The sequence below is a fragment of the Paenibacillus tyrphae genome (assembly GCF_000722545.1).
Lineage (GTDB): Bacteria > Bacillota > Bacilli > Paenibacillales > NBRC-103111 > Paenibacillus_G > Paenibacillus_G tyrfis.
The window spans coordinates 405,451-428,022 of sequence record NZ_JNVM01000006.1 but is presented as its reverse complement, the minus strand read 5'-3'; the positions used below and the strand labels follow the sequence as shown (position 1 = coordinate 428,022).

Sequence of the window (22,572 nt, the reverse complement as noted above, 5' to 3'; positions counted from 1 at the left end):
ATGTAAAACAGGAAAAAGATTGACGGCTTGTCCTTATCGTTATAATATTTATTTTAATAATATTTATCGCGATAAATAAATTATTCAGTGAGGGGTACGCAATGAGTTTAATCGACTACTGTATCATGATTGGGGAGCTGCTGCGGGTCATTGACACCAAGCATTCGAAGATCGTGAACCAGCATTACTCTCCGCACAATTTGACCGGCCCGTCGATCAACATTTTGCTGCTGCTGCATCATGAAGGTCCGACCCGGGTGGGCGATATCGGGGCGCGGCTCAATATGGTGGACAGCAACGTATCGGCGGTGTGCTCGCGGCTTGAGACGATGGATATGATCGAGCGCGTAAGGACGAAGGAAGACCAGCGGGTGGTTAAGATTCAATTGACCGATACGGCCCGGGATAAGATGCAGGAAATTCTCGGGAACGTGAAAGACTTCCAGGAGCTGTTCGTGAGGAACGCGTCGGAAGACGATTTGAAAGATATTGTGCATGGTCTGACGAAGCTGAACGAATTGCTGGAGAACGTATTGAAGGATAAAGCAAACTCCCAGCAAACATGAGACTCTCCGCAACGGAGCCTAAAAAGCTGTAAGATTCGGCGTGACGTGCGGGCGCATCGTTTTGTGCCCGTTACGAAGCGGTCTTTTTGTATTCTTTAACCAAGTAATCTTATGTGAATTTCGAAGTTTGACCCGAAGTGCCTACTGGACGGCTAGCGGCATCCATTGCGTGTTTATTATTGAAATAGGGGGTTTACGGATGAAAAAGAAACGGAGCTTCCTGACCGCGCTCGTCATCGCTTTGGGATTGATCGTAAGCGCATGCAACTCGGAGCCGGAAGCGAACGAGGGCTCAACGAATACGTCCGCCGCAAAAGCAGGCGGCAACCTGATCGTCGCCATCAAGGACGATCCGAAAACGTTCAATCCGATCTACGCCGGCGACCGGATGTCGCTAACCATCGGCAAAGCGCTGTTTTCGCCGCTGTTCACGATCAATGATGGCAAGAAAACGTTCGTGCTTGCGGAAAGCTTGACGCCTTCGGCCGATCTGACGAAATACACGCTCAAGCTGCGCAGCGGCTTAACCTGGCATGACGGCCAGAAGCTGACGGCGGACGACGTAGTTTTCACGCTCAACAGCATCCTGGACGAGAAGCAGCACAGCTATTTTCGGAGCTTGTTCGTGCTGGACGGCAAGCCGGTGCAAGTAAACAAGCTGGACGAGCTCACTGTGGAGATTGTGCTCCCTCAAGCATCGGCTTCGTTCGAAGGGGCCCTTGTGCAGATTTCGCCGATTCCGAAGCACATCTTCGAAGGCGAAGCGGATATGGAGAAAAGCGCGAAGAACCACAGCCCGGTTGGCTCCGGCCCGTTCAAATTCAAGGAATACCGCTCGGGCGAGTACGTGATTGTGGAGCGTAATGACAAGTATTTCGGCGACAAGGCGAAGCTCGACTCGATCACGTACCGTGTGGCGAAAGATAGCAACGCGGCGATACTCGCCCTGCAAAACGGCGAGATCAACATGATGCTGGTAGAGCCGCAGGATTACAACAAGGTGAAGGATACCGGCAAGTCCGAGCTGCTCATGTTCCCGTCCGGCGGGGTCACGACGATGGTATTCAATACGAATATCGATGTGATGAAGAGGAGGGAAGTGCGCCAGGCCATCGCCCATGCGATCGATAAGAAAGAGCTGATTACGATGGGATTTTCCTCGGTTGATTTTGCCGAGCCGGCCGCGTCGATTTTCTCCCCGGATACGCTGTACCAGAAGAAAGAGCTCAAAACGTACGAATACGATCAGGCCAAAGCGAAGGAACTGCTCAAAACCGCCGGCGCGGACAATCTGAAAATCCGTTTTGCTTACTACAATGCGAGCAAGGCGGAAGGCAATATGTCCCTGTACCTTCAACAAAAGCTGAAGGAAATCGGCGTTCAAGTCGAATTGATCCCGCTCGACGGGGCTACGCTCGGCAAGAAGGCGCTGAACAAGGACAATGCGGATTACGATCTGTCCTTCGGCGGCTACAGCATGGGCTACGAGCCGGATGCCTACAAAGCGATTTATCTCGGCAACGCGCCTTACAACTATTCGCACTACAAGAACGACGAGTTTGACAAGCTGTGGATCAAAGCGGCGGTCGAAACGGATGCGAATAAACGAGCGGATTTATACAAGCGGATTCAGGAAATGGCGGCAGACGACGTGACGACGTATCCGATCGCCTACGGCAAATCGATCATTGCGGTCGATAAAAGATTCGGCGGGCTGCAGGAAGCGGTGCCGAAGCAAGTGGTGCTGTTCGATGATTTTACGAAAATTTACATGAAGTAACACGCCTGTCTGCGCGGTAATGTCCAGCCGGCGTCGCTCAGGGGGAATTCCGACTTTGAAAACGCATGCAATCCGACGCATTCTGCAAATGATTCTGTTGTTGTTTTTTATTTCCATCCTTTGTTTCGTTCTGCTTAGGTTATCCCCCGGGGACCCGGTGATGTCGTTCGTCACGCCCAACATGAGCCCGGACGACGTCGCGCGAATCCGGCACAGCATGGGGCTGGACGAACCTCTGTATATGCAATACGTCTACTGGCTGCTGCATCTGCTGAAAGGCGACTTCGGCTATTCGCTGAACAATCACCGCCCGGTGCTGACCTTGATTGCCGAACGTTTGCCAGCCACGATCGGGCTGATGGGCTCGGCCACGGTGCTGTCGCTGATTTTTGCGACGCTGCTCGGTCTGATCTCGGCGCTGTACAAAAACCGTTTCGTCGACCGCATGCTGAGCTTGACCGCGTATATCGGGATTTCGCTCCCCGGCTTATGGTTCGCGATGCTTTTGATCTACCTGTTTTCCGTGAAGCTGCACTGGCTTCCGAGCATGGGGATGCGGACGATCGGCGTGAATTCGGTCTGGGACATCGTCAAGCACGGGATGATGCCGTGCATGGTGCTTTGTGCCACGCACATTTCCGTGTACATGCGTTATATCCGCTCCAGTACGATCAGCCAGCTTGAAGAGGATTACGTGCAGATTCAATATGCGTACGGCTCCAACCGGCGTACGGTGCTTTTTCGCCACGTCCTGCGCAATGTGCTGCTGCCGGTCATTACGATCATGGGATTGTCGCTTCCCGAGCTGTTGGCGGGCTCCTTCCTCGTGGAAAGCATCTTTTCCTGGCCGGGAATGGGGTCGCTCGGCGTCAATGCCGTATTCGGGCTCGATTATCCGCTGATCATGAGCATTACGATGCTGTCTTCGTTCCTGCTGATCGTCGGCAACTTGGCAGCCGATCTGCTATACGGCTTGGTCGATCCCCGAATTAAGGCAATGAGGTGAAGCTAAAATGAACCGCATGAGATGGCGCATGCTGCGTCTGCAATTGGTCGAGCAAAAGGCGGGGCTGGCTGCGCTTGTCCTGCTGGCGGTGTACGCGCTGGCTTCGGCGTTTGCGTTTCTCGTTCCCTACGATCCGAACGCCATCAACATCACCGAGCGTCTGCTTCCGCCCAGCGGCGCACATTGGTTCGGCACGGACGATAACGGGCGCGATTATTTTGCCCGCGTGTTATATGGGGGACGTATTTCTCTGAGCATCGGCTTTATCAGTATGATTATTTCGGTCGTGGTCGGCACATTTGTTGGTACGGTCAGCGGTTATTTCGGCGGCAGGCTGGATCAGCTTCTGATGCGGCTGATCGATGTGCTGCTGTCGGTGCCTTCCTTTTTCCTGATACTCGTGCTGAATGCCTACCTAAAGCCGAGCATTCTGACGATGATACTGATCATCGGGCTGCTGAGCTGGCTGTATATTGCGCGCATTGTGCGAGCGGAGACGATATCCGTCAAAGAACGGGAGTACGTGCTGTACGCCCGGGTATCGGGACAAAGCAATTTCCGCATCCTGACAAAGCATATTATTCCGAGCGTCATTCCTACGGTGATTGTGGCGGCATCGGTCAATATCGCGGGCATTATTATGATGGAATCGTCGCTCAGCTTCCTGGGGCTCGGCGTCCGGCCGCCGGATTCGTCTTGGGGCAGCATGCTGAACAATGCAAAAGGGTACATCGGAGAGCAGCCGACATTAGCGTTGTTTCCGGGGCTGTTCATTTTAACGACCGTGCTCAGCTTTAATTTCTTGGGCGACGTGCTGCGCGCCGCATTCGAGCCGAAAGTCGGCCGGCGATAATTCGTGAAAGCAACGGAGTGAAGCGATATGGCACAAGTATTGGAAGTTCGCGATTTGCATACGTCGTTCTTTACCCGCGACGGGGAGGTGCGGTCGGTCCGCGGCGTCAGCTTCGGCGTCGGCGAGGGCGAGATGGTCGGCATCGTCGGCGAATCGGGCAGCGGCAAGAGCGTTGCGGCGAAGTCGCTGCTCGGCCTCGTTCCGCCGCCGGGCAAAATTGTCGGCGGTCAGGTGCTGCTGCGCGGCGAGGACGTGCTCCGGCTCCCGGAGCCTAAGCTGAGAGCGGCGCGAGGGAAGCGGATCGCGATGATTTTTCAGGACCCGATGACGGCTTTGAATCCCGTGCTCAAGATCGGGACGCAGCTAACCGAGGTCATTCGCCGCCACCGGAACGTTGGGCGGGCCGAAGCGCGCCACCTCGCCATCGAGTGGCTGCGCGAGGTCGGTATCCCGTCGCCGGAGAAACGGATTGACCAGTATCCGCACGAATTCAGCGGCGGGATGCGGCAGCGGGTCATGATTGCGATGGCGCTGTCCTGCGAGCCGGAGCTCCTTATCGCCGACGAGCCAACGACGGCGTTGGATGTGACGATTCAAGCGCAAATCTTGAAGCTGATGAAACGGCTGTGCGGGACGACCAACACCTCCGTCGTGCTGATTACGCACGATCTTGGCGTCGTCGCTCAAGTATGCACGCGCGTCGTGGTGATGTACGGGGGGCTGGTGATGGAGGAGGGCGCGGTGGGCGACATTTTCGAAGCGCCGCAGCATCCGTACACGCAGGGGCTGCTCCGGTCGATTCCCCGTGTGACCGAAGGGAAGCGGGAACGGCTTGTATCCATCGAAGGCTCGCCGCCCAATCTGCTGCACCCGCCCCAAGGTTGCCCGTTTCAGGAGCGCTGCCCGCACGCCACGGACAAATGCGGCGAGCTGCCGCCTTACTTCGAGTCGAAGCCGGGCCACCGCTCGTTATGCTGGCTGCAGGACGGTCAAGGCTATCCGTCCCAGCCGCTGACTTCAGTGAGCTCGACGGCATCGCAGCAGGGAGGGGAAACGCTATGAGCGGCAATGGCAACCGTATTCATCCGGCCGGCCAAGATGTATTAATCGACGTGCGCGGCCTGAAAAAGTATTTCCCGGCGGAGCGCTCGCTGTTCGGCCGGACGACGCGGCACATGAAGGCGGTGGATGATATCAGCTTTCAGATTTACCGCGGCGAAACGTTCGGACTCGTCGGCGAGTCCGGCTGCGGCAAATCGACGACGGGACGCAGCGTCATCCGGCTGTACGATGTGACCGCGGGCGAAATCCGGTACGAAGGTCAAAATATGGCGGCGATGAGCGAGAAGCAGCTGAGACCTTACCGCAGGCGGATGCAGGCGATTTTCCAAGACCCGTATTCCTCGCTCAATCCGGGGATGACCGTGCTTCAGCTAATTAGCGAGCCGCTGGAAATTCATACCGCCTACAGCCGTGCGGAGCGGCGGGAGGTTGTGCTTGAGCTGCTCGGCAAGGTCGGGCTGAAGCGCGAGCATGCGGACCGGTATCCGCATGAATTCAGCGGCGGCCAGCGGCAGCGGATCAGCATCGCGCGGGCGCTCGCTCCCCGCCCCGAGTTCGTCCTATGCGACGAGCCGATCTCGGCGCTTGACGTTTCGGTGCAGGCGCAGGTCGTCAACATGCTGGAGGACCTGCAGGGCGAGTTCGGCTTGACGTATCTGTTCATCGCGCACGATCTGTCCATGGTGCGGCATATCTCGAACCGGATCGGCGTTATGTATTTGGGTAAGCTGGTGGAGGTCGCTCCCAGCGACGAGTTGTACCTGCGTCCGGCGCACCCGTATACGCAGGCACTGCTTGCGGCGATTCCGGTGCCGGACCCTAAGGTGGCGAACGCGGATAGCGAGCTGCTGCAAGGCGAGCTGCCGAGCCCGCTGGAGGAAATCGCAGGCTGCAGGTTTCGTTCACGCTGTCCGTTTGCCAACGGGCGCTGCGCCGCGGAGGAACCGGCCTTGAAGGAGATCGCGCCGGGGCATTATGCGGCATGCCATTTGCACGAAGGATGAGATTTTAAGTGCTTGCTGGAAGCCGGACGGAAAAGCAATTGGGCAAAACATCAGATCATTGGAAAGGGGTACAGAAGCATGAGCACAACGGCAAAGCTTTCGCAAAATACGGCCATTCTGCTGGAGAGGGCGCGCCGGTTCGGCATTACGGACGAGTCGATGCTCGCCGGGCTTGCGGCAGGGGATACGGCTGTTTTGCAGCCTGCGGTCGGCGAATGGTACAGCTATGATGAGTTTTATGCCTACGCCGATCAGCATGGGGAGGCACTGGAGGAAGCCATTCGCAGCGGCTACCGGATGAAGTTCAATACCCCCGGCGGGGTGCAACTGTGGCTCCAGCACCGCTTCGGGTTCGAAGCGGACGTCGATTACGAGGTGCCCGAGCACGGCCGGGTAAACGGACTCAAGCTGCAAGTCGCGGAAGTCGAGCTTCTGCGTTCGACGCTAGCGCCGAATTGGGTCATCTTGGAGGAAGCTGCCGACTCGGCGGCCAAGTCCGTACGGACGCTTAGGCTGGTTATCCGCTCGCTGTATGAGAAGGGCGAGTAGGAGCGGGCTACCTTGCAGGTCCGCTCTTATGCTCTGCCGTTGAAAAGCGCCTGAACTCGCGGGTTTCGTGAGTTTCGGGCGCTTTTTGGCTTTCACTGAAACCTTGAATGCGATTACAACACATCAGGCTCTTGGTGCTTAGAAACTACGGTTTCGTTGCTCAAATAACCATTTTGTAGTAATATCAGAACAGGTGTTTGTTACCGGGAGGCGTGGAAGACGCAGCGCTTCGTTCAATTTGGAGAGGAGGACGAATATGCCGGTAATCAGATCCGAATTGTACATAGAAGCGCCGATTGAAACCTGCTTCGATCTGGCGCGAAGCATCGATGTTCATGCCCAATCGACTTCGCAAACGAAGGAAAGAGCGGTCGGCGGAGTCATGAGCGGGTTGATCGAGCTGGGGCAGACGGTAACGTGGGAGGCCGTCCATTTTGGCATCAAGCAGCGGCTGACCGCAACAATAACGGAATTTGAGTCGCCTTTTTATTTTGTGGACGAGATGGTCCGGGGCGCGTTCAAGCGGTTTCGGCATACGCATGAGTTTTGCGCCGTCGATTCGGGAACGTTGATGATTGACGAATTTGATTACACGTCGCCGCTAGGGCCTTTTGGCAAGGTGGCGGACCGAATGTTTCTGGAATCGTACATGAGAAATTTTTTGCTGAAACGAAATCTCTACATTAAACAGCTGGCGGAGAAGCAAGCCGGATGAATGCCGGACCCATGCCAAAAGCGGACGTTCCTGTACAAGGTGTCCGCTTTTTTTGCCGTTGTCGATGGTTTGCCGCAAGCCGTCTCACTGTTTGGCGTAGACATGCAGGTGCTCGATATATTCGTGCACAAGCGCTTGCAGGGCTTCCGCCTTTTGCTTGAGGCCGCCGTCTTCGCCGAAGGCTTGCCGAATCGCTTCGACGTAGGCTTGGCCCTGTTTCTTTCCCGGCGCGTAGGCGCGGCCGTAGTCGTCCAGGTAGCTCGGCAAAAAGTAACATTCCAATACATTCATCGCCAGCCGGTAGTCCTCTTGCGGATTCGAATCCGACCAAGCCTTCAGCTTGTCATACAAGACGCTTAGCGTAATCAGGCCGAGCCGATACGTTCTCCGTGCAAACTCAAACGCCTGCGGGTCGATCTCCTCGCGCTCGAACTGCTTGAAGTTTTTTTCGTCCAGCAAATACAAAGCCCCGCCCCATTCAGAAGCAAATTTCAGCCAAAAGTCGGCGTCCTTCCGTCGGATCGCAATCGTTTGAAGCTCTTCGAACATGATATCCGGGTTAGCGGCGAGCTTAGCTTTGGCCTCCTCTTTCGGCGAGTTTCCTTCAAAATTCAGCACATTGGCATTCACGTGACTGCTCCTATCTAAGCCATAGGTTTATTCCGCGGGTCCCTGCTGTAGTTGGCAGCGAACGTGCGAACGGATACTTCATTGTATCATATCCGCATCCGCCGGTTAAATCTTAAACGCCAACGGCTGCGGTCGAACCGACAGCTTGACATGGCTTGGCTTATGCTTGTGCAGCAGGGTCCACATGAGATGCCGCCCGATCGGGTTGGCGCTGTGAATAATAATTTCTTTTTTTGCATACAAGCTTTTCTCGACCATATATTTGACCAGATCGTAGCCGCTGGCTTTGCCGAGACCCAAATCGTGATCGAGCGACAAGATGTTAACCGGTCCAGCTTTCATCAAATCGATGCACTGCTCGACCGACCTTGCCAGCGTAAAGCCTTTCGGACAAGGACGCAGATCATCTAAGTACACGTTCGTCATATGCCATCGCCTCTCTTTGACTTCCAGCATACGCACCGCACGCTTAGATTGCTTGGACTGCGGCACAGCGCGGCATGCCGTTTATCCGGTGAACGCCAAAAACGCCACTTCTTGGTCGAAGTGGCGTCCGCAGCGTGGCTGTTACTGTTCCAGCAGAACTTGAATGCCTTTGATCACATTCCAGATCATAACGACGAAATACAGAATCAGGCTGATGACGCCCAGAAAAATCGTGGAGGTGACCGAGATCGTCGCGATCCAGATGATGAGGAAGAAGATCAGTGAAAGGAACGGCAGGATGTGCGAGAGAAGCGCTTTTTTGGCGTGTTCGCGGACCCAGCCGTCGTTGGTGACGAAGTACACGACAACCGGTACAAGGAATCCGGCGAAAAAGATGCTGAAATAACAAAGCGAAGCGATCAGTCTACGTGTATCCATGAGGGATGCTCCCTTCTTCGTATATCAAAATCCATCGATGTTATGACTACTTACGTCGGAGGCGGCAGCCGGTTTCGGGTTTGCATCGCCCCGCTGCATAGTTTCAAGTTTAAACAATAAATAACATGCGTAATCCATAATTACTCTATATTAGATTAATTGGTTATAAATGGTCGTAAATCGATCATATTTTTTTATCACGAAATCGGTACGCAGCTTGTGTATAACTTTGTCCACACTATACACCCCGCCAATGACATGTATTCGACACTTATTAACAGAATACTCACAAGATATGCACAATTTCATGTGGATAACGGAACGCTTGTTCTAATTTTGGGCGCATGTTAATATAATTTTACATTACAGAATAAGGTGAGTTGTTCCATGAAACTGATCAGTAATGAGATTTTAGTGGACTCCTATTTCAAAGCCGTCGATTTGAAACTCGAAGAAGATTTTGTCGAATTGTTGTTAGACGAGATCAAGAGGAGACAAATCAACTTAGACTTTTACAGAGAAGGTAAAGCCCAGGTCAGCTGACCGGGCTTTTTTCTTTTATCGAGAAAATCTATGATATAATAGTTCCGACTATGACGGGGCGTGGGAGAGAAACGATGGAGCGATTAACGATTGCTGTACATGTGCCGCTTGGCTTTCACGCCAGACCGGTTTCGCGGTGGGTGAGCCTTGCGCAGACCTTTCAAAGTCATATTACCGTGACGTTCCGGGACAAAACGGTCGACGGCAAAAGCGCGCTCGGGCTCATGGCGCTCGCCGTTCCGGGCGGTGCAGAGCTTGAGGTGTGCGCAAGCGGACCGGACGAGCAAGAGGCGCTTGCTGCTCTTGCGGGCTTAGCCTCGCGATCGTTTTCCACTTAAGTTTACGGCTACGGAGGCAGAAGAGCATGTTATCCGCAAGACAGCAGAGCATATTGACGGAACTATTGGAACAACGCGGATTTGTGCCTGTGGACCGGTTTCAGTCAGAGTATGGCATTTCGGCGCGGACCGTTCGCCACGATCTGCTGCAGATCGAAGACTGGCTGGCCGGGTACGACATCGGGATCGAGCGCAACCGCAAGCACGGCATTGCGCTTATCATAGACGAGGACGGGCGGGAGAAGCTTGAGCGTCTGCTTAGAGAACGGCCGGATCATCTCGATGCGGAGCGGCGGTCGCGCTGGCTTGCCAAGCGCCTGCTGGAATCGTCCAAGCTGCGGATGGACGAGGTGCAGGAAGAGCTGAAAATCAGCAAAAGCACGCTGCTGAGCGATCTCGCGGAAGTCACCAAGCTGCTGGGCGGTAAAGACCTGAAGCTCGCCAGAGAGGGCGGATGGATTCGGGTGCTGGGGGACGAACGGAAAAAAAGATCGGCTTATCTCGAACTGCTGCGGCTGGAGATTACGGATGAGAATGTTCTCCGGGTCGTTCTTGGGGACCGGGAAGACCGGATGGGGGGAACGAATCTGTGGAACCCGTGGTTCTCGCCTAAGGATGCGCAGTTTTTATTCGATATCGTGCGGATGCTAGAGCGCAAGCTGAACGTCGAATTTACGGATGCGGGGTATTCGGCACTAGTCCTTCACCTGCTGATGGCCGTCGAGCGGCTGAAAAACAACCACCGCATTCAAATGGACCCGGAGCTGTTCGGCGAGGTGAGCGAAGCGGAGGAGTTCCGGGTTGTCCGACAGCTTGCGCTGCCGGAAATGGAGCGTTATTTTCAGCTTGAGGTGCCCTTGGAGGAAGCGGGCTATATTACCCAGCACATTCTGGGTGCGCAAAAAGCGCAGGATGCCAAGGCGGAACAGTCCGTTTACGTCCAGCTGGCCAAACGGATCGTCATGGAGGTGGAGCAGGAGCTGCATCGGCCGCTTCAGCGTACCGAACAGGTGGTGCACGGGCTGTCCGTCCATTTGAAGCCTGCGATGTACCGTGCCAAATTCGGGCTGCAGAGCGCGAATCCGCTGCTGCCGCAGCTGGAGCAGGAATATGCTTCGCTGCTCGACGTGACGCAAGAGGTGGTCAATCGGGTGCTGCAGGAGCATGGCGTTTGCTTCGACCGTGATGAAATCGGTTACATCTCTTTGCATTTAAGCAGCGGGCTATCGCATGCCGTAAGCGCGGTCCGGAAACGGGTAGCGATCGTATGCAGCTCCGGCCTCGGCTCGTCGGCGATTCTTCAGCGGAGGCTGGAGTCGATGTTCCCTGTGCTGGAAATTGCCGGGAGATTCGCTTACAAGGAGCTCAAGCAGCTGCCGTTCGAGCAAATCGACGCGATTTTATCGACGATCGAGATTCAACTGTCGCTTCCGGTGCAGGTGATCAAAGTGTCGCCGCTGCTGAGCCCCGAGGACGAGAGCACAATCGGGCGTTTGCTCGGCGTGTCGCCGCTGGGGCGGCCGATGGAAGCCGATACGCTGCAGCGGGTGGGCGAGATCGTCCGTATCGTCGAGCGGCATGCCGATGTTCGCAACCGGAATCGGCTGCTGGAGGATCTTATCCATCTGCTGCAGGGCGGAGGCGTATCCGGCCACAAAGGGCTTCAGCGGCTGACGGATCTGCTGCCCGCCGGCTCGATCCTGACCGGGCAAACGGCCGAATACTGGGAAGAGGCGGTGCGGCTGGGCAGCAGGCTGCTGCGCGAGCGGGGAATCATCGGGCTTCAGTATGAAGAAAAACTGCTCCAAATGATTGGCGGGCAGAAGCATTATTTTGTCATCGGGGAAGGCATTGCCTTTCCGCATGCATCGCCACAGGATGGCGTATGGGGCACCGGCTTCAGCCTGGTCACGTTGACGGAGCCTGTACCGCTTGGACCGTCGGGGCAGCCGGTGTGGCTGCTCGTTACGCTGGCCGCTGCGGACAAGACGTCGCATTTGACCGCGTTATCCACGCTGCTGGACGTGTTTGGCGATGCGGCGTTCATGGAATTTCTGAAACGGGCCGACGATGCGGCTGCCGTATGGGATCGTTTGAAGGCAAAGGAGGGCGAGACGCTTGACGCTGAAAATTAACGTGGTTTGCACAAGCGGCCTCGGCACCAGTCTGATGATCCGCATCCATCTCGAAGCGCTGCTTCGGGAGCAGGGGCTCCGCGCCGACATCGAGCATATGGATGTCGCGTCGCTCGGCTTAAGTCCAGCCGCGGACTTGATTGTCGGCGCTCACCATATCGCCGATTCTTTGCCTCCCAGGCTGCTGGAGCAAGCCGAATGGATACCGCTGGAAAATATGACGGACCGGAATTATTTGCGGACCAAGCTGCTGGAAAGCCCGCGTTTTCTGGCCTGGCGGGAACGGGAGAAGGGATTGCGGGAATGAACTGGTCGCAAATTATCAATAAAGGGCTGCTCGGCGAACCGGCCTTTTTGCTCGGGGTTATTGCCTTGATCGGACTGCTGCTGCAAAAAGCTTCTCCGCAAAAGCTGCTGAGCGGTACGATCAAAACGATGCTCGGGTATATTTTGCTGCAGATCGGAGCTTCCGCCGCCGGTTCGTCTTTATCCAATCTGTCGATTATCGTGCAGCGCGGGCTGCAAATGATCGGCATTATGCCGCACAACGAGACGATTGCGGGGCTTGCTCAGATCAACTACGGTCGCGAGATCGCGGTTATCATGCTGATCGGCATGGCGCTTCATCTGGCTATCGCCCGCTGGACGCCGTTCAAGTATGTATTCCTTACCGGCCATCACATGCTTTTCATGGCGTCGATGCTGGCGGCTTTGCTCGATTCGGCCCATCTTCCGGCTTGGCAGCTGTACGGATGGGGCGGGCTGTTCTTGGCGCTTGCCATGTCGTTCGGACCGGCGGTGAGCCAGCGGTACGTCCGGCAAGCGACCGGGGGCAGCGAGTTCGCCATCGGGCATTTCAACAGCGTAGGCTATGCGCTTTCGGGAGTGATCGCGCAGTTGGTGGGGACGAAGGAAAAGAAGCCGATGCCGGAAGGCTTGAAACGGATTTATCCGTTTTTCCAGGACCATATGGTCGTCATCGCCGTCTTTACGCTACTGCTGTTTGGCTTGTCCAGCTTGTTCGTGCCGGCCGAAGCGCTGTCCGAGATGTTTTCCGGTCGTCATCCGGTCGTCGTCTCGGCCATTCAGGCGATTTGGTTCACGGCCGGCGTGTTCGTTATTTTGTCTGGGGTACGAATGATGCTGGCCGAAATTATTCCCGCCTTTAACGGCATTGCCGAAAAAATCGTGCCGGGAGCGATTCCGGCGCTGGATTGCCCGGTTTTGTTCACGTACGCGCCCATTGCGGCGGCGCTCGGCTTCCTGCTCAGCTTCCTCGGCGGGCTTGCCGCGATGGGCACGCTCATGGCATTCCAGTACACGGTCATCATTCCCGGCGTCATCCCGCATTTTTTCTCGGGAGGCGCTTCCGGCGTCATCGCGTATCAGGTCGGCGGCCGGAGAGGGCTGATCGTCGCTGCGCTGTGCCACGGCTTCGTCATTACGCTGCTGCCGGTCTTTTTGCTGCCGCTGCTCTCCAGCCTCGGCTTCGTCCGGGCGACGTTCGCGGATACGGATTTTGCCGTCGTCGGGCTGATTTTGAACGGCCTGCTTCGCTTGTTCGGCATAGTGGCCGGTTAATACGGGTTGTTGCTTGGCTTGAGCCTCCGGTTCATGATCTTATGGTCATGGGCCGGAGGTTTTATTTTTTGCCGTTTGATGTGGCAAAGACTTAAACTTCCGGGGTGGAAACGCTTCACTTATGATATAGCTATCCAAGCAACCGAAGGGAGTCGTTACAAAAAATGAAAAAAGCACTATCCGCTACGCTCGCCGTAATCTTGACCGCATCCGTAGCTGCCGGCTGCGGCAGCGCCGATAAGCCTGCTTCCGGCGGAGCCGCATCTGCTCCGGCATCCGGCGAAGCATCGAAAACGGACAAGTCCAAAGGCAAGCTGACCGTATACGTCGGATTCCAGGAAGACCACGCCGTCGAGGCGATGAAGCAGTTCACGAAGGACACCGGGATTCAAGCCGATATGGTCCGTATGTCCGGTGGCGAGATCCTCGCCAAAATCCGTGCGGAGAAAGACAACCCGCAGGCGGATATCTGGTACGGCGGCCCGGCGGACACATTCGTCGCCGCAATGAACGAAGGGCTGCTCGCGCCTTACAAATCGCCGGCTGCCGAGAAGGTGGACGCGAAGTATAAAGATCCGAACGGGCATTGGACCGGGATTTATGTCGGGTTCCTCGGCTTTGCGTCGAACAAGAAGTTTCTGAAGGATCATAACCTGCAAGCGCCGCAAACGTGGGAAGACCTGCTGAATCCTGCGTATAAAGGACAAATCGTCATGGCGAACCCGGCTTCGTCCGGCACGGCCTATACCGCTCTCTACACGGTATTGAAAGTGAAAGGATCGGAAGACAAAGGATTCGATTACTTGAAAAAGCTGCACCCGCAAGTTCAACAGTACACGACTAGCGGCTCCGCTCCGGGGCGTATGGTCGGGATGGGCGAAGCGGCCGTGGGCGTGCTGTTCGCGCACGACGTCATCAAGTACCAAGAGGAAGGCTTCGACACGATGGAGCTGACGATCCCTAAAGATGGGACAGGCTATGAAACCGGCGCCGTCGCGGTCATCAAAAATACGAAAAACCAAGAGCTGGCGCAAAAATTCGTCGATTGGTCGCTCGGTGCAAGCGCGCAGGAAGTCGGACAGCGCACAGGCAGCTACCAGAACTTGACGAACCCAGACGCGAAAGAGCCGAAAAAGGCAATCAAGCTGTCCGATATCAACCCGATCCAATACGATCCTACGGAAGCGGGCAAAGAGCGCAAACGCCTGCTCGACAAATGGAACAGCGAAGTGAAGAAATAATACTCCGGGACGGTCCTTGAATTTTCCCGGGAACGGGAAGATGTTGTTAGATTTTCTCTGCGAAAAGTGGAGTATATCCCGGAGGAGTTTACGTCCGCCTTTGAAATCCGTGAAAACACCATGAAAATCTAATCAAAATTTCACGGATTTCAAGAGCGGCCGGAGGGATATACTCCACGGCATCGCCAAAGAGAATCCTGCATTTCCCGCCCCAAATCCAAAGACCGTCCCGGCCCACCCAAGAAAGGAGCCTGTGGCCCATGTCATGGAACCGTACCGCAAGCGAGCTCCGCAGACTGACGCGGGAACCGCTGCTTCTGCTCTGCATCCTGCTCGTCATGGCGTGTCTGGCGGTATTTATCGTCTATCCGCTGTATCAAATCTTAAAAAGCAGCTTTATCAACCCGGACGGATCGGTTTCGCTCAGCGCGTATGTGGGCGTTTTGTCGGGCGGACAGCTGTTCGAAGCATTGAAAAACTCCTTGCTCTTGGCAGTCATCGTATCCGTTCTGTCGACGGCCATCGCCTACATGTTCGCTTATACGTTTGCGTACGTGAAGGTTCCGTTCAAAAAGCTGTTTAACGCCGTCGCGATATTACCGGTCATTTCCCCGCCGTTCGTCATCTCGCTTTCCGCGATTTTGCTGTTCGGCAAGCAGGGCTTCGTTTCCAAGCATCTGCTCGGTTTGGAAAACGCCAACATTTACGGCTTCAAAGGCCTGGTGCTCGTCCAAACGTTGACGTATTTCCCGGTCGCTTTCCTCGTGCTGGCCGGCTTGCTTCGCTCGATCAGCCCGTCGCTGGAAGAAGCGAGCATGAACATGGGCGCGGGGCGGCTGCGCACGTTCCTGAACGTCACGCTGCCGCTGACGATGCCGGGGATTGCGAACGCGTTTCTGCTTGTATTCGTGCAATCGCTGGCCGATTTCGGCAATCCGATGACGCTCGGCGGCAACTACACCACCGTCGCCCGCGAAATTTACCTGCAAGCGGTCGGCAGCTATGATATTCAAGCCGGCGCTGCGTTGGCGATGGTGCTGATGAGCATCACGTTTCTGATTTACGCGCTGCAAAAATTTTGGATCGGCAAAAAAAGCTACGTCACCGTTACCGGCAAACCTGCCCACGGCCGCCGTCTGATCGAGAAAGGGATAACGCGGCAGGCGCTGTTCGTGCTGTGCATGCTGCTATCGGTTATCGTCATCGCGTTCTACCTGCTCGTGCCGATCGGCTCGTTCATCAAGCTGTGGGGCATTAACAACAGCTTCACCTGGGATCATTACAAGTACGTGTTCTCGCTCGGTCAAAAATCGATGAAGGACACGCTGGTGCTGTCGATCATCGCGACGCCAATTGCCGGCTTGCTCGGCATGATCATCGCTTTCCTGATCGTCCGCAAGCGGTTCATCGGGAAAAAAGCGCTCGAATTCGTCAGCATGTTGTCCATCGCCATTCCGGGGACGGTCATCGGGATTTCGTATATTTTGGCGTTTAACCAGGCTCCGCTTGCGCTCACGGGCACGGCGCTGATCATTATCGTCGCGTTCGTCGTGCGGGCCATTCCGGTCGGCATCCGGTCCGGGATCGCGTCCTTACAGCAGATCGATCCGTCGATCGAAGAGGCGGCGACGAACTTGGGGGCCGGACAGGCGCGCAACTTTTTCACCGTCGTCCTGCCGCTCATCAAGCCGGCCTTTTACAGCGGACTTGTATACGGGTTCGTCAAAAGCATGACCGCGATGAGCGCCGTCATTTTCCTTATCTCGGCAAAATACAACTTGATCACGGCATCCATTCTCACGCAGGTGGAATCCGGACGGATCGGCGTTGCCAGCGCGTACTGCACGATTCTGATCGCGATCATGATCGCAGCCTTGCTGCTGCTTAATCTGCTGCTTCGCTTCGTCGGCGGCAGCAAAGAAAAAACGTTAATGTAGGGGGAGAAAGACTTGGCAGCCAAATCGGTCACGCTCAAACAGGTTACGAAAGCTTATGCGGGCTTGGGCACCAAGCAGCCGTCGAATGCGGTATCCGATGTCAATCTGGTCATCGAAGAGGGGCAATTCGCCACGCTGCTCGGTCCGTCCGGCTGCGGCAAAACGACGACGCTGCGCATGATTGCGGGCTTCGAGGATATTACCTCCGGTGAAATTTTGTTCGGGGACCAGCCGGTAAACGATATTCCGCCGAATAAGCGGGATTGCACGATGGTGTTTCAGTCGTACGCTTTGTTCCCGCATTTGAATGTATGGGACAATGTCGCCTACGGGCTTAAAATCAAAAAATTCGATCAAGCCGTCATTCGGGAAAAAGTATCGCGCGTGCTCGAAATCATGAATCTGAACGAGTACAAGGAACGCATGCCTTCCCAAATGTCCGGCGGCCAACAGCAGCGCGTTGCGCTGGCCCGGGCGCTTGTGATGGAGCCGAGCGTGCTGTTGTTCGACGAGCCGCTGTCCAATCTCGACGCCAAGCTGCGCATCGTCATGCGCGACGAAATCCGCCGCATTCAGCGGACGCTCGGCATCACCGCGGTCTATGTCACGCACGATCAGAGCGAAGCGATGTACATGAGCGACGTCGTCATCGTCATGAACAAAGGGCGGATCGAGCAGATCGGCACGCCGCAGGAAATTTACCAAAGACCGAAGACGAAATTTGTCGCCGACTTTATCGGCTCGGCCAATTTCGTTGAAGGCAAGGTGGCGCGGGTCGCCGAGGACCGCTTGGAGATCGATACGCCAATGGGTATAATGGTAGCAGCGAACCATGCGGAAGTGACGGCGGGACAGCAGGTAGCGCTGGTCATCCGGCCGGAATCCGTCGTCATCTTGAAGACGGCGAACAACAACGCGGTCATTACGAAGAGCGTCTTCATGGGACAAACGCAGGAATACGAGATCGATTTCGGCGGCAAAACGTTTCAGGTCACCCAGCATAATCCGGTCGCAGGCTCGGTTTTCTCGACCGGGGAGCACGTGACGCTCGAATTTCCCGAGCATTCGATTCAAGTCGTTCCGGCCTAAACTACAGACAGCAAGGGGGCAGCAGGCATGAACAAGAGATGGCGGGGAGCATTAATCCTTATCCTTTGCGCTGCCGTGCTGACCTCCTGCGCTTCCGAGCGCAAAGGAACGTTAACCATTTATGCAGGATTGTACGAAGATCACGCGATTAAAGTCGTAGAAGCGTTCCAGAAGGAAACGGGCATCAAAACCTCCTACGTCCGCATGTCGGGCGGGGAAATCCTGGCGCGCATACGCGCGGAGCGAAGCGCCCCGAAAGCGAGCGTCTGGTACGGCGGTCCCGCGGATACGTTCGTCCAGGCGAAAGCGGAGGGGCTGCTGGCTCCTTACTTGTCGCCGAATGCCAAGTGGATTGACGAGAAATACAAAGATCCGGACAACTATTGGATCGGCGTTTACGTCGGCGCTCTGGCCTTGGTCTCCAACCGCAAATGGCTGCAGGACGTCGGGTTGTCGGTGCCGCAAACCTGGGAAGATTTGCTCAATCCGAAGTACAAAGGGATGATCGTCATGGCCGATCCGAGATCTTCGGGTACGGCTTATACGATATTGGCCACGCTTGTGCAGCTGTGGGGCGAAGAGAAAGCGTTCGATTACTTGAAGAAGCTGCAAGGACAGGTCCGCAGCTATACGACGAGCGGGAGCACGCCCGGGCGCAGCGTCGGGATGGGCGAGGCGGGAACGGCCATCATGTTCGCGCACGATGCCGTCAAGTTTTACAAGGAAGGCTTTCGCGATCTGCTGATCCATTACCCGGGTGAAGGCACCGGATACGAAATCGGCGCGATGGGCATGATCCAGGGCGGTCCGAATGAGAAGGAAGCGCAGACCTTTATCGACTGGGCGCTGACGAAGCAGGCGCAGGAGCTCGGCAAGCAGGTCGGCAATTACCAGTGGCTGACGAACCGGGAGGCGGTATCTCCCGAGGAAGCGGTCGCTTTGGACGCGCTGCGCATCGTGCCGTACGATCAGACTTGGGCGGGAGCCAACCGCAGCCGGCTGATCGAGCGCTGGGTAAAGGAAGTGCAGGGCGGCCGATGAGCAGCCTCAGAACCAAAGGATAAAGGGCATCTAATAAAACGAAACCCGGCTATTTTGGCCGGGTTTTGTTCTAGCCAGGTCCGTTGACCTGGCTTTTTACTATACGAATGCGTGAATCAGAAACAAAAAAGCAAAAGCCAGTCCAGACCGTAAATGCCACTTTCGGTCCATTCGCCTATATCTCAACAAGCCGGAAACCGGTACCGGTAGCAAGACGAACAGCGCAAGCAGCCCGCTCATATTATGGAAATCCAATTTAATGCCATACATGAAGACGGCAACCGCATGAAGCAAAATAAAAGCAATGGCAACAATCGCGATAGGAGTATGCCACTTTCGCGCGAAGCGAAGCAGGGCAGCTATCCATTTCTTCGGGTTGCCCATTCGATCCCATATACGCTGTTTGATTATAAAGGCAAGCACGTAATTCGCCAAGACGAAGAACAAAGCTATTCTTGCTATCGAGCCATAGTTCTTAAACGTATGCTCGAAACTCCGGCTATGCACGGTTGACGACGGAAGATGCAGCAAACTCCAGAGTTCCCACAGCACAAGCAGCACGGATACGACAATTGCAGCTGCTACCCACAATCTTTCTCTACGGGGGATCCATGGTTGTTTCATTTCGTTGGCTTCCTGCGAGAGCAATTCTATTTCCCCCTCTGATAGGATAGGCATACTATACTCTATTTTTCTTAAAATCTGATGAAAAAATACGTTATGCTATAAAAATAGAACGTTGTCAATTTTCTGCGTAAGGAATTTCCTATTTGCCTGTAAGAAGGCGCTATGTTACACTCTAATTGGTATGTTAACATAACAAGCAAGAGGGATGAAACGATGGGGACTCCGATTTACGAGAAAATAATCCAGCATCTGTTAAAAAAAATTGAACTCGGACAACTTAAACCGAAAGAAAGAGTCCCGTCGGAAAAAGAATTGGCGGATCAATTCGGGGTCAGCCGGATCACTTCAAAAAAAGCGCTGGAGAAACTCGCACAGTACGGCGTCGTCACCAGAATTCGCGGCAAGGGGTCCTATGTTTCGGAGCATTTCGACAGTACGCAGTTCGCTGAATTCGGCCATGCTGCGGATAAGGAAGAGTCCTTCCAGCTGAGCGGCCCGACCGGCGGCGCAGCAGAGAAAGTAACGATCGGCATTATTGCTTCGTATTTTTCCGCTTCCTTCGGCCTCAACATTCTTCGTACGGTGGAAAGGACGCTTTCCGCGCGGAATTATCATTTGATCGTCAAATGCACATACGGCAAGAAGGAGCTGGAGGAGCAGTTCATCCGTTCGCTGCTCGACTACGGCGTAGACGGTCTCATCGTATCCCCTGTCAACGGAGAGCATTACAACGAGGAACTGTTAAAATTAGTTTATCGAAAATTTCCCCTCGTGCTAATCGATAAATATCTCCCCGGGATTCCGGCTTGCTCCGTATATACCGATCATAAGCAAGCGGCCGGCGTGCTGACGGACTATTTGCTCGACCAGGGGCATGAGCAGATCGTTTTCGTTTCGGCTCCGGCCGAAAACACGTCGTCGATCGAGGAGCGGATTCAAGGCTTCACGAGCGCCTTTTTGAAGCGGGGGATGGCGATCGGAGTAAACTCCATCTTCACGGACATGCCTGCCCTCAATACCATGGCGTACGACGCGGCCGATCCTATGGGATGGGATACCGGACCGCTGAAAGCTTTCTTGGACGAGAATCCTTCGATTACGGCCATATTCGCTTGCGAATACGACAACGCGATTCTGCTTTCCCATGTGCTTCGCCAGCTCGACAGACATCACGACTGCGAAGTCGTGTGCTTCGATATGATCTATTCCCGCCATGGCTACTTTCCGTTAACCCACATTCTTCAAGACGAACGGGAAATCGGACAAAAGGCGGCGGAGCTGCTGTTGGCGCAATTGGAACGCCGGGAAGTCCCGCTGTTGAACCCTGTCGGCTTTAAGCTGAAGATCAGATCACAACGAGACCCGATATGAAAATGAATATTGAATTTATGATATGGTATATTGATATACCATATTTTTTTGTGAAAAAATATCGGGGGAGATCGTTGTTTTATAACAAAAATCGGCAAAATAAGCGAATTTTTATTGTGTTTTCAAGAAAATCACTGAATTGACACAAATAAAAGATGATGTTAATATAATTAGCATGTTGGTATATCAAAGTTGGTATATCAATGTGCTTTTATTTTTAAGCAAAGGGGGAGCTCGAAACAGAAAGAAAGTATCGATCATTATGAAAGCCTTTACAGGTTGTGCAGCCGATTACAAAATGGGGAGGCAATCCGGTGAAACCTATGAACAAATGCTTAATGGGATCGTTCGCATCGTTGATAGCGCTTTCAGTCGTTTTGATCGGATGTTCGTCAGGCAGCGGGGATTCCGGAAACGGAACTGGCGCCCAAAAAACAAAGGTGACCTTTTGGCACGGCAATACGGATACGGAAAAAGAGGCGCTTGAGAAAATCGTCAAAGCGTTCCACGAGCAAAATTCCGATATTCAGGTTGATATGACTTATATCGCTCAGCAGGGCGAGGGGCAGAACGAGAAGCTTCTGGCCGCCATCGCGGGCGGAAATCCTCCCGATGCGGCTTATTTCGACCGGTTCGAAATCGGTTCCTGGGCGGCGCGCGGATCATTGACCGATCTGACCGATAAAGCGAAGGCCGACCAGATCAACGCCTCCGACTACTATGAATTTGCGATGGCCGAAGCGACGTACAAAGGAAAGCTGTACGGGCTCCCGAACGACACGGACTCCCGGCTTTTATACTATAACAAGGAACAATTCAAGGAGGTCGGACTGGACCCGGAGCATCCTCCGAAGACGATCGCCGAGCTTGAAGCCGCGGCGGAGAAGCTGACCAAGAAGACAGGCAAGCGGTTCGAGCGGATCGGATTTATCCCCTGGTACGATCAGGGCTGGATTTATACGTGGGGCTGGACCTTTGGCGGCGATTTCTATGACAAGTCGGCCGACAAAGTAACGGCGGATCACCCGAATGTGGTCAAAGCGCTCGAATGGATGCGCGACTACGCCAAGAAATATAACATTGAGGATGTCGCCGCCTTTACCGATTCGGCGGGCTCGGGAGCGGATAATCCCTTCCTCACGGGGCAGCTTAGCATGACCGTCAGCGGTCCGTGGCGCATCGCCGGAATCAAAAAATACAAGCCGGCTTTAAATTACGGCGTCACCCCGATTCCTACGCTGACAGGCGACAAGTTTACGAGCTGGTCCGGCGGATTCAGCTACATCATCCCCAAAGGCGCGAAAAATGCGGATGCCGCCTGGAAATTCATTAAATTCGCGGCAGGGAAGGACGGGCAAAAAATATTCAGCGAGACGACCGGCAATCTGGCGACCATCCCATCGGTCAACGAAGGGATTAAAGACCCGGCGACGAAGAAATTCGCGGAGATTCTTCCGCAATCCCATAACCGTCCCGTCATATCCGCAGGTTCCTTGTTGTGGAACGAGTTATCCCGAGCCAGGGACAACGCGATTCATGATAAAGGGACGCCGAAAGACATTTTGCAGGAAGTTTCACAAAAAGTGAACTCCGAATTACATAAATAGTTTTGGAGAGGACGCGGTAGGGGAGCCGTCTTC

23 protein-coding genes are annotated in these 22,572 nt (G+C 54.7%); 19 read left to right on the top strand and 4 right to left on the bottom strand.

From position 1 onward, the window contains the following. Window positions 1-101: 101 nt before the first annotated feature. The 8 genes from ET33_RS08845 to ET33_RS08810 all read left to right on the top strand — a co-directional run bounded on the left by ET33_RS08845 (window position 102) and on the right by ET33_RS08810 (window position 7,535). A complete protein-coding gene (locus ET33_RS08845) occupies window positions 102-566 on the top strand; it encodes a MarR family winged helix-turn-helix transcriptional regulator (protein WP_036679458.1) in 465 nt (154 codons plus the stop codon). A 199-nt stretch (window positions 567-765) separates the two neighbouring features. Then, complete coding sequence (locus ET33_RS08840; protein ID WP_036679455.1) at window positions 766-2,346, top strand: ABC transporter substrate-binding protein; 1,581 nt, start codon at window positions 766-768, stop codon at window positions 2,344-2,346. Window positions 2,347-2,401: 55 nt separating this feature from the next. Next, window positions 2,402-3,352, top strand: a complete 951-nt coding sequence (locus ET33_RS08835) for an ABC transporter permease (protein WP_152570609.1) — start codon at window positions 2,402-2,404, stop codon at window positions 3,350-3,352. 7 nt (window positions 3,353-3,359) lie between these two features. Further along, the gene (locus ET33_RS08830; RefSeq protein ID WP_036679451.1) at window positions 3,360-4,205 is read left to right on the top strand and encodes an ABC transporter permease; all 846 of its coding nucleotides are present in this window, start codon (window positions 3,360-3,362) and stop codon (window positions 4,203-4,205) included. 27 nt (window positions 4,206-4,232) lie between these two features. Further along, complete coding sequence (locus tag ET33_RS08825) at window positions 4,233-5,267, top strand: ABC transporter ATP-binding protein (protein ID WP_051775195.1); 1,035 nt, start codon at window positions 4,233-4,235, stop codon at window positions 5,265-5,267. Next, a complete protein-coding gene (locus tag ET33_RS08820; protein WP_081890254.1) occupies window positions 5,264-6,271 on the top strand; it encodes an ABC transporter ATP-binding protein in 1,008 nt (335 codons plus the stop codon). Before ET33_RS08825 ends, ET33_RS08820 begins: the two co-directional genes overlap by 4 nt. A 78-nt stretch (window positions 6,272-6,349) precedes the next feature. Beyond that, the gene (locus tag ET33_RS08815) at window positions 6,350-6,820 is read left to right on the top strand and encodes a hypothetical protein (RefSeq protein WP_036679914.1); all 471 of its coding nucleotides are present in this window, start codon (window positions 6,350-6,352) and stop codon (window positions 6,818-6,820) included. A gap of 256 nt (window positions 6,821-7,076) precedes the next feature. Further along, on the top strand, window positions 7,077-7,535 hold the full coding sequence (locus ET33_RS08810; protein WP_036679448.1) for an SRPBCC family protein: 459 nt from the start codon (window positions 7,077-7,079) through the stop codon (window positions 7,533-7,535). Window positions 7,536-7,619: 84 nt separating this feature from the next. Here the strand turns inward: ET33_RS08810 and ET33_RS08805 are convergent, their stop codons facing one another. From ET33_RS08805 to ET33_RS08795, 3 genes are all read right to left on the bottom strand, one after another. Next, complete coding sequence (locus ET33_RS08805; protein ID WP_051775194.1) at window positions 7,620-8,165, bottom strand: hypothetical protein; 546 nt, start codon at window positions 8,163-8,165, stop codon at window positions 7,620-7,622. A gap of 105 nt (window positions 8,166-8,270) precedes the next feature. Further along, complete coding sequence (locus ET33_RS08800; RefSeq protein ID WP_036679443.1) at window positions 8,271-8,591, bottom strand: cyclic-phosphate processing receiver domain-containing protein; 321 nt, start codon at window positions 8,589-8,591, stop codon at window positions 8,271-8,273. 141 nt (window positions 8,592-8,732) lie between these two features. Beyond that, window positions 8,733-9,029, bottom strand: coding sequence for a DUF4870 domain-containing protein (locus tag ET33_RS08795; RefSeq protein ID WP_036679441.1), 297 nt, complete (start codon window positions 9,027-9,029; stop codon window positions 8,733-8,735). Between the two features lie 387 nt (window positions 9,030-9,416). Here ET33_RS08795 and sda point away from each other — a divergent pair, with 387 nt between their 5' ends. From sda to ET33_RS08750, 9 genes are all read left to right on the top strand, one after another. After that, window positions 9,417-9,572 carry a sporulation histidine kinase inhibitor Sda gene (gene sda, locus ET33_RS08790; RefSeq protein ID WP_036679438.1) on the top strand — a complete coding sequence of 52 codons (156 nt, stop codon included), beginning with the start codon at window positions 9,417-9,419 and terminating at the stop codon, window positions 9,570-9,572. A gap of 74 nt (window positions 9,573-9,646) precedes the next feature. Further along, window positions 9,647-9,910: an HPr family phosphocarrier protein gene (locus tag ET33_RS08785; protein ID WP_036679435.1), complete on the top strand. Its 264-nt coding sequence runs from the start codon at window positions 9,647-9,649 to the stop codon at window positions 9,908-9,910. Window positions 9,911-9,936: 26 nt separating this feature from the next. Next, a complete protein-coding gene (locus ET33_RS08780) occupies window positions 9,937-12,045 on the top strand; it encodes a BglG family transcription antiterminator (protein ID WP_036679432.1) in 2,109 nt (702 codons plus the stop codon). Then, window positions 12,029-12,352: a PTS sugar transporter subunit IIB gene (locus ET33_RS08775; protein WP_036679428.1), complete on the top strand. Its 324-nt coding sequence runs from the start codon at window positions 12,029-12,031 to the stop codon at window positions 12,350-12,352. Before ET33_RS08780 ends, ET33_RS08775 begins: the two co-directional genes overlap by 17 nt. Beyond that, window positions 12,349-13,626 carry a PTS ascorbate transporter subunit IIC gene (locus ET33_RS08770; protein ID WP_036679425.1) on the top strand — a complete coding sequence of 426 codons (1,278 nt, stop codon included), beginning with the start codon at window positions 12,349-12,351 and terminating at the stop codon, window positions 13,624-13,626. Before ET33_RS08775 ends, ET33_RS08770 begins: the two co-directional genes overlap by 4 nt. Before the next feature lie 164 nt (window positions 13,627-13,790). Continuing rightward, a complete protein-coding gene (locus tag ET33_RS08765) occupies window positions 13,791-14,867 on the top strand; it encodes an ABC transporter substrate-binding protein (RefSeq protein ID WP_036679420.1) in 1,077 nt (358 codons plus the stop codon). A 260-nt stretch (window positions 14,868-15,127) separates the two neighbouring features. Further along, entirely contained in the window at window positions 15,128-16,804 is a 1,677-nt protein-coding gene (locus ET33_RS08760) for an ABC transporter permease (protein ID WP_036679418.1), read from the top strand. Window positions 16,805-16,816: 12 nt separating this feature from the next. Then, window positions 16,817-17,893 (top strand): ABC transporter ATP-binding protein, encoded by a 1,077-nt coding sequence (locus ET33_RS08755; protein ID WP_036679415.1) that lies wholly within the window; start codon window positions 16,817-16,819, stop codon window positions 17,891-17,893. Between the two features lie 27 nt (window positions 17,894-17,920). Continuing rightward, a complete protein-coding gene (locus tag ET33_RS08750; RefSeq protein ID WP_036679410.1) occupies window positions 17,921-18,934 on the top strand; it encodes an ABC transporter substrate-binding protein in 1,014 nt (337 codons plus the stop codon). 99 nt (window positions 18,935-19,033) lie between these two features. On the opposite strand, the gene ET33_RS08745 is transcribed toward ET33_RS08750, so the two are convergent. After that, window positions 19,034-19,558 (bottom strand): hypothetical protein, encoded by a 525-nt coding sequence (locus ET33_RS08745; protein WP_152570608.1) that lies wholly within the window; start codon window positions 19,556-19,558, stop codon window positions 19,034-19,036. A 216-nt stretch (window positions 19,559-19,774) separates the two neighbouring features. Here ET33_RS08745 and ET33_RS08740 point away from each other — a divergent pair, with 216 nt between their 5' ends. Further along, window positions 19,775-20,932 carry a GntR family transcriptional regulator gene (locus tag ET33_RS08740; protein ID WP_036679405.1) on the top strand — a complete coding sequence of 386 codons (1,158 nt, stop codon included), beginning with the start codon at window positions 19,775-19,777 and terminating at the stop codon, window positions 20,930-20,932. Between the two features lie 323 nt (window positions 20,933-21,255). Continuing rightward, the gene (locus ET33_RS08735; RefSeq protein WP_036679400.1) at window positions 21,256-22,539 is read left to right on the top strand and encodes an ABC transporter substrate-binding protein; all 1,284 of its coding nucleotides are present in this window, start codon (window positions 21,256-21,258) and stop codon (window positions 22,537-22,539) included. Window positions 22,540-22,572: the final 33 nt, after the last annotated feature.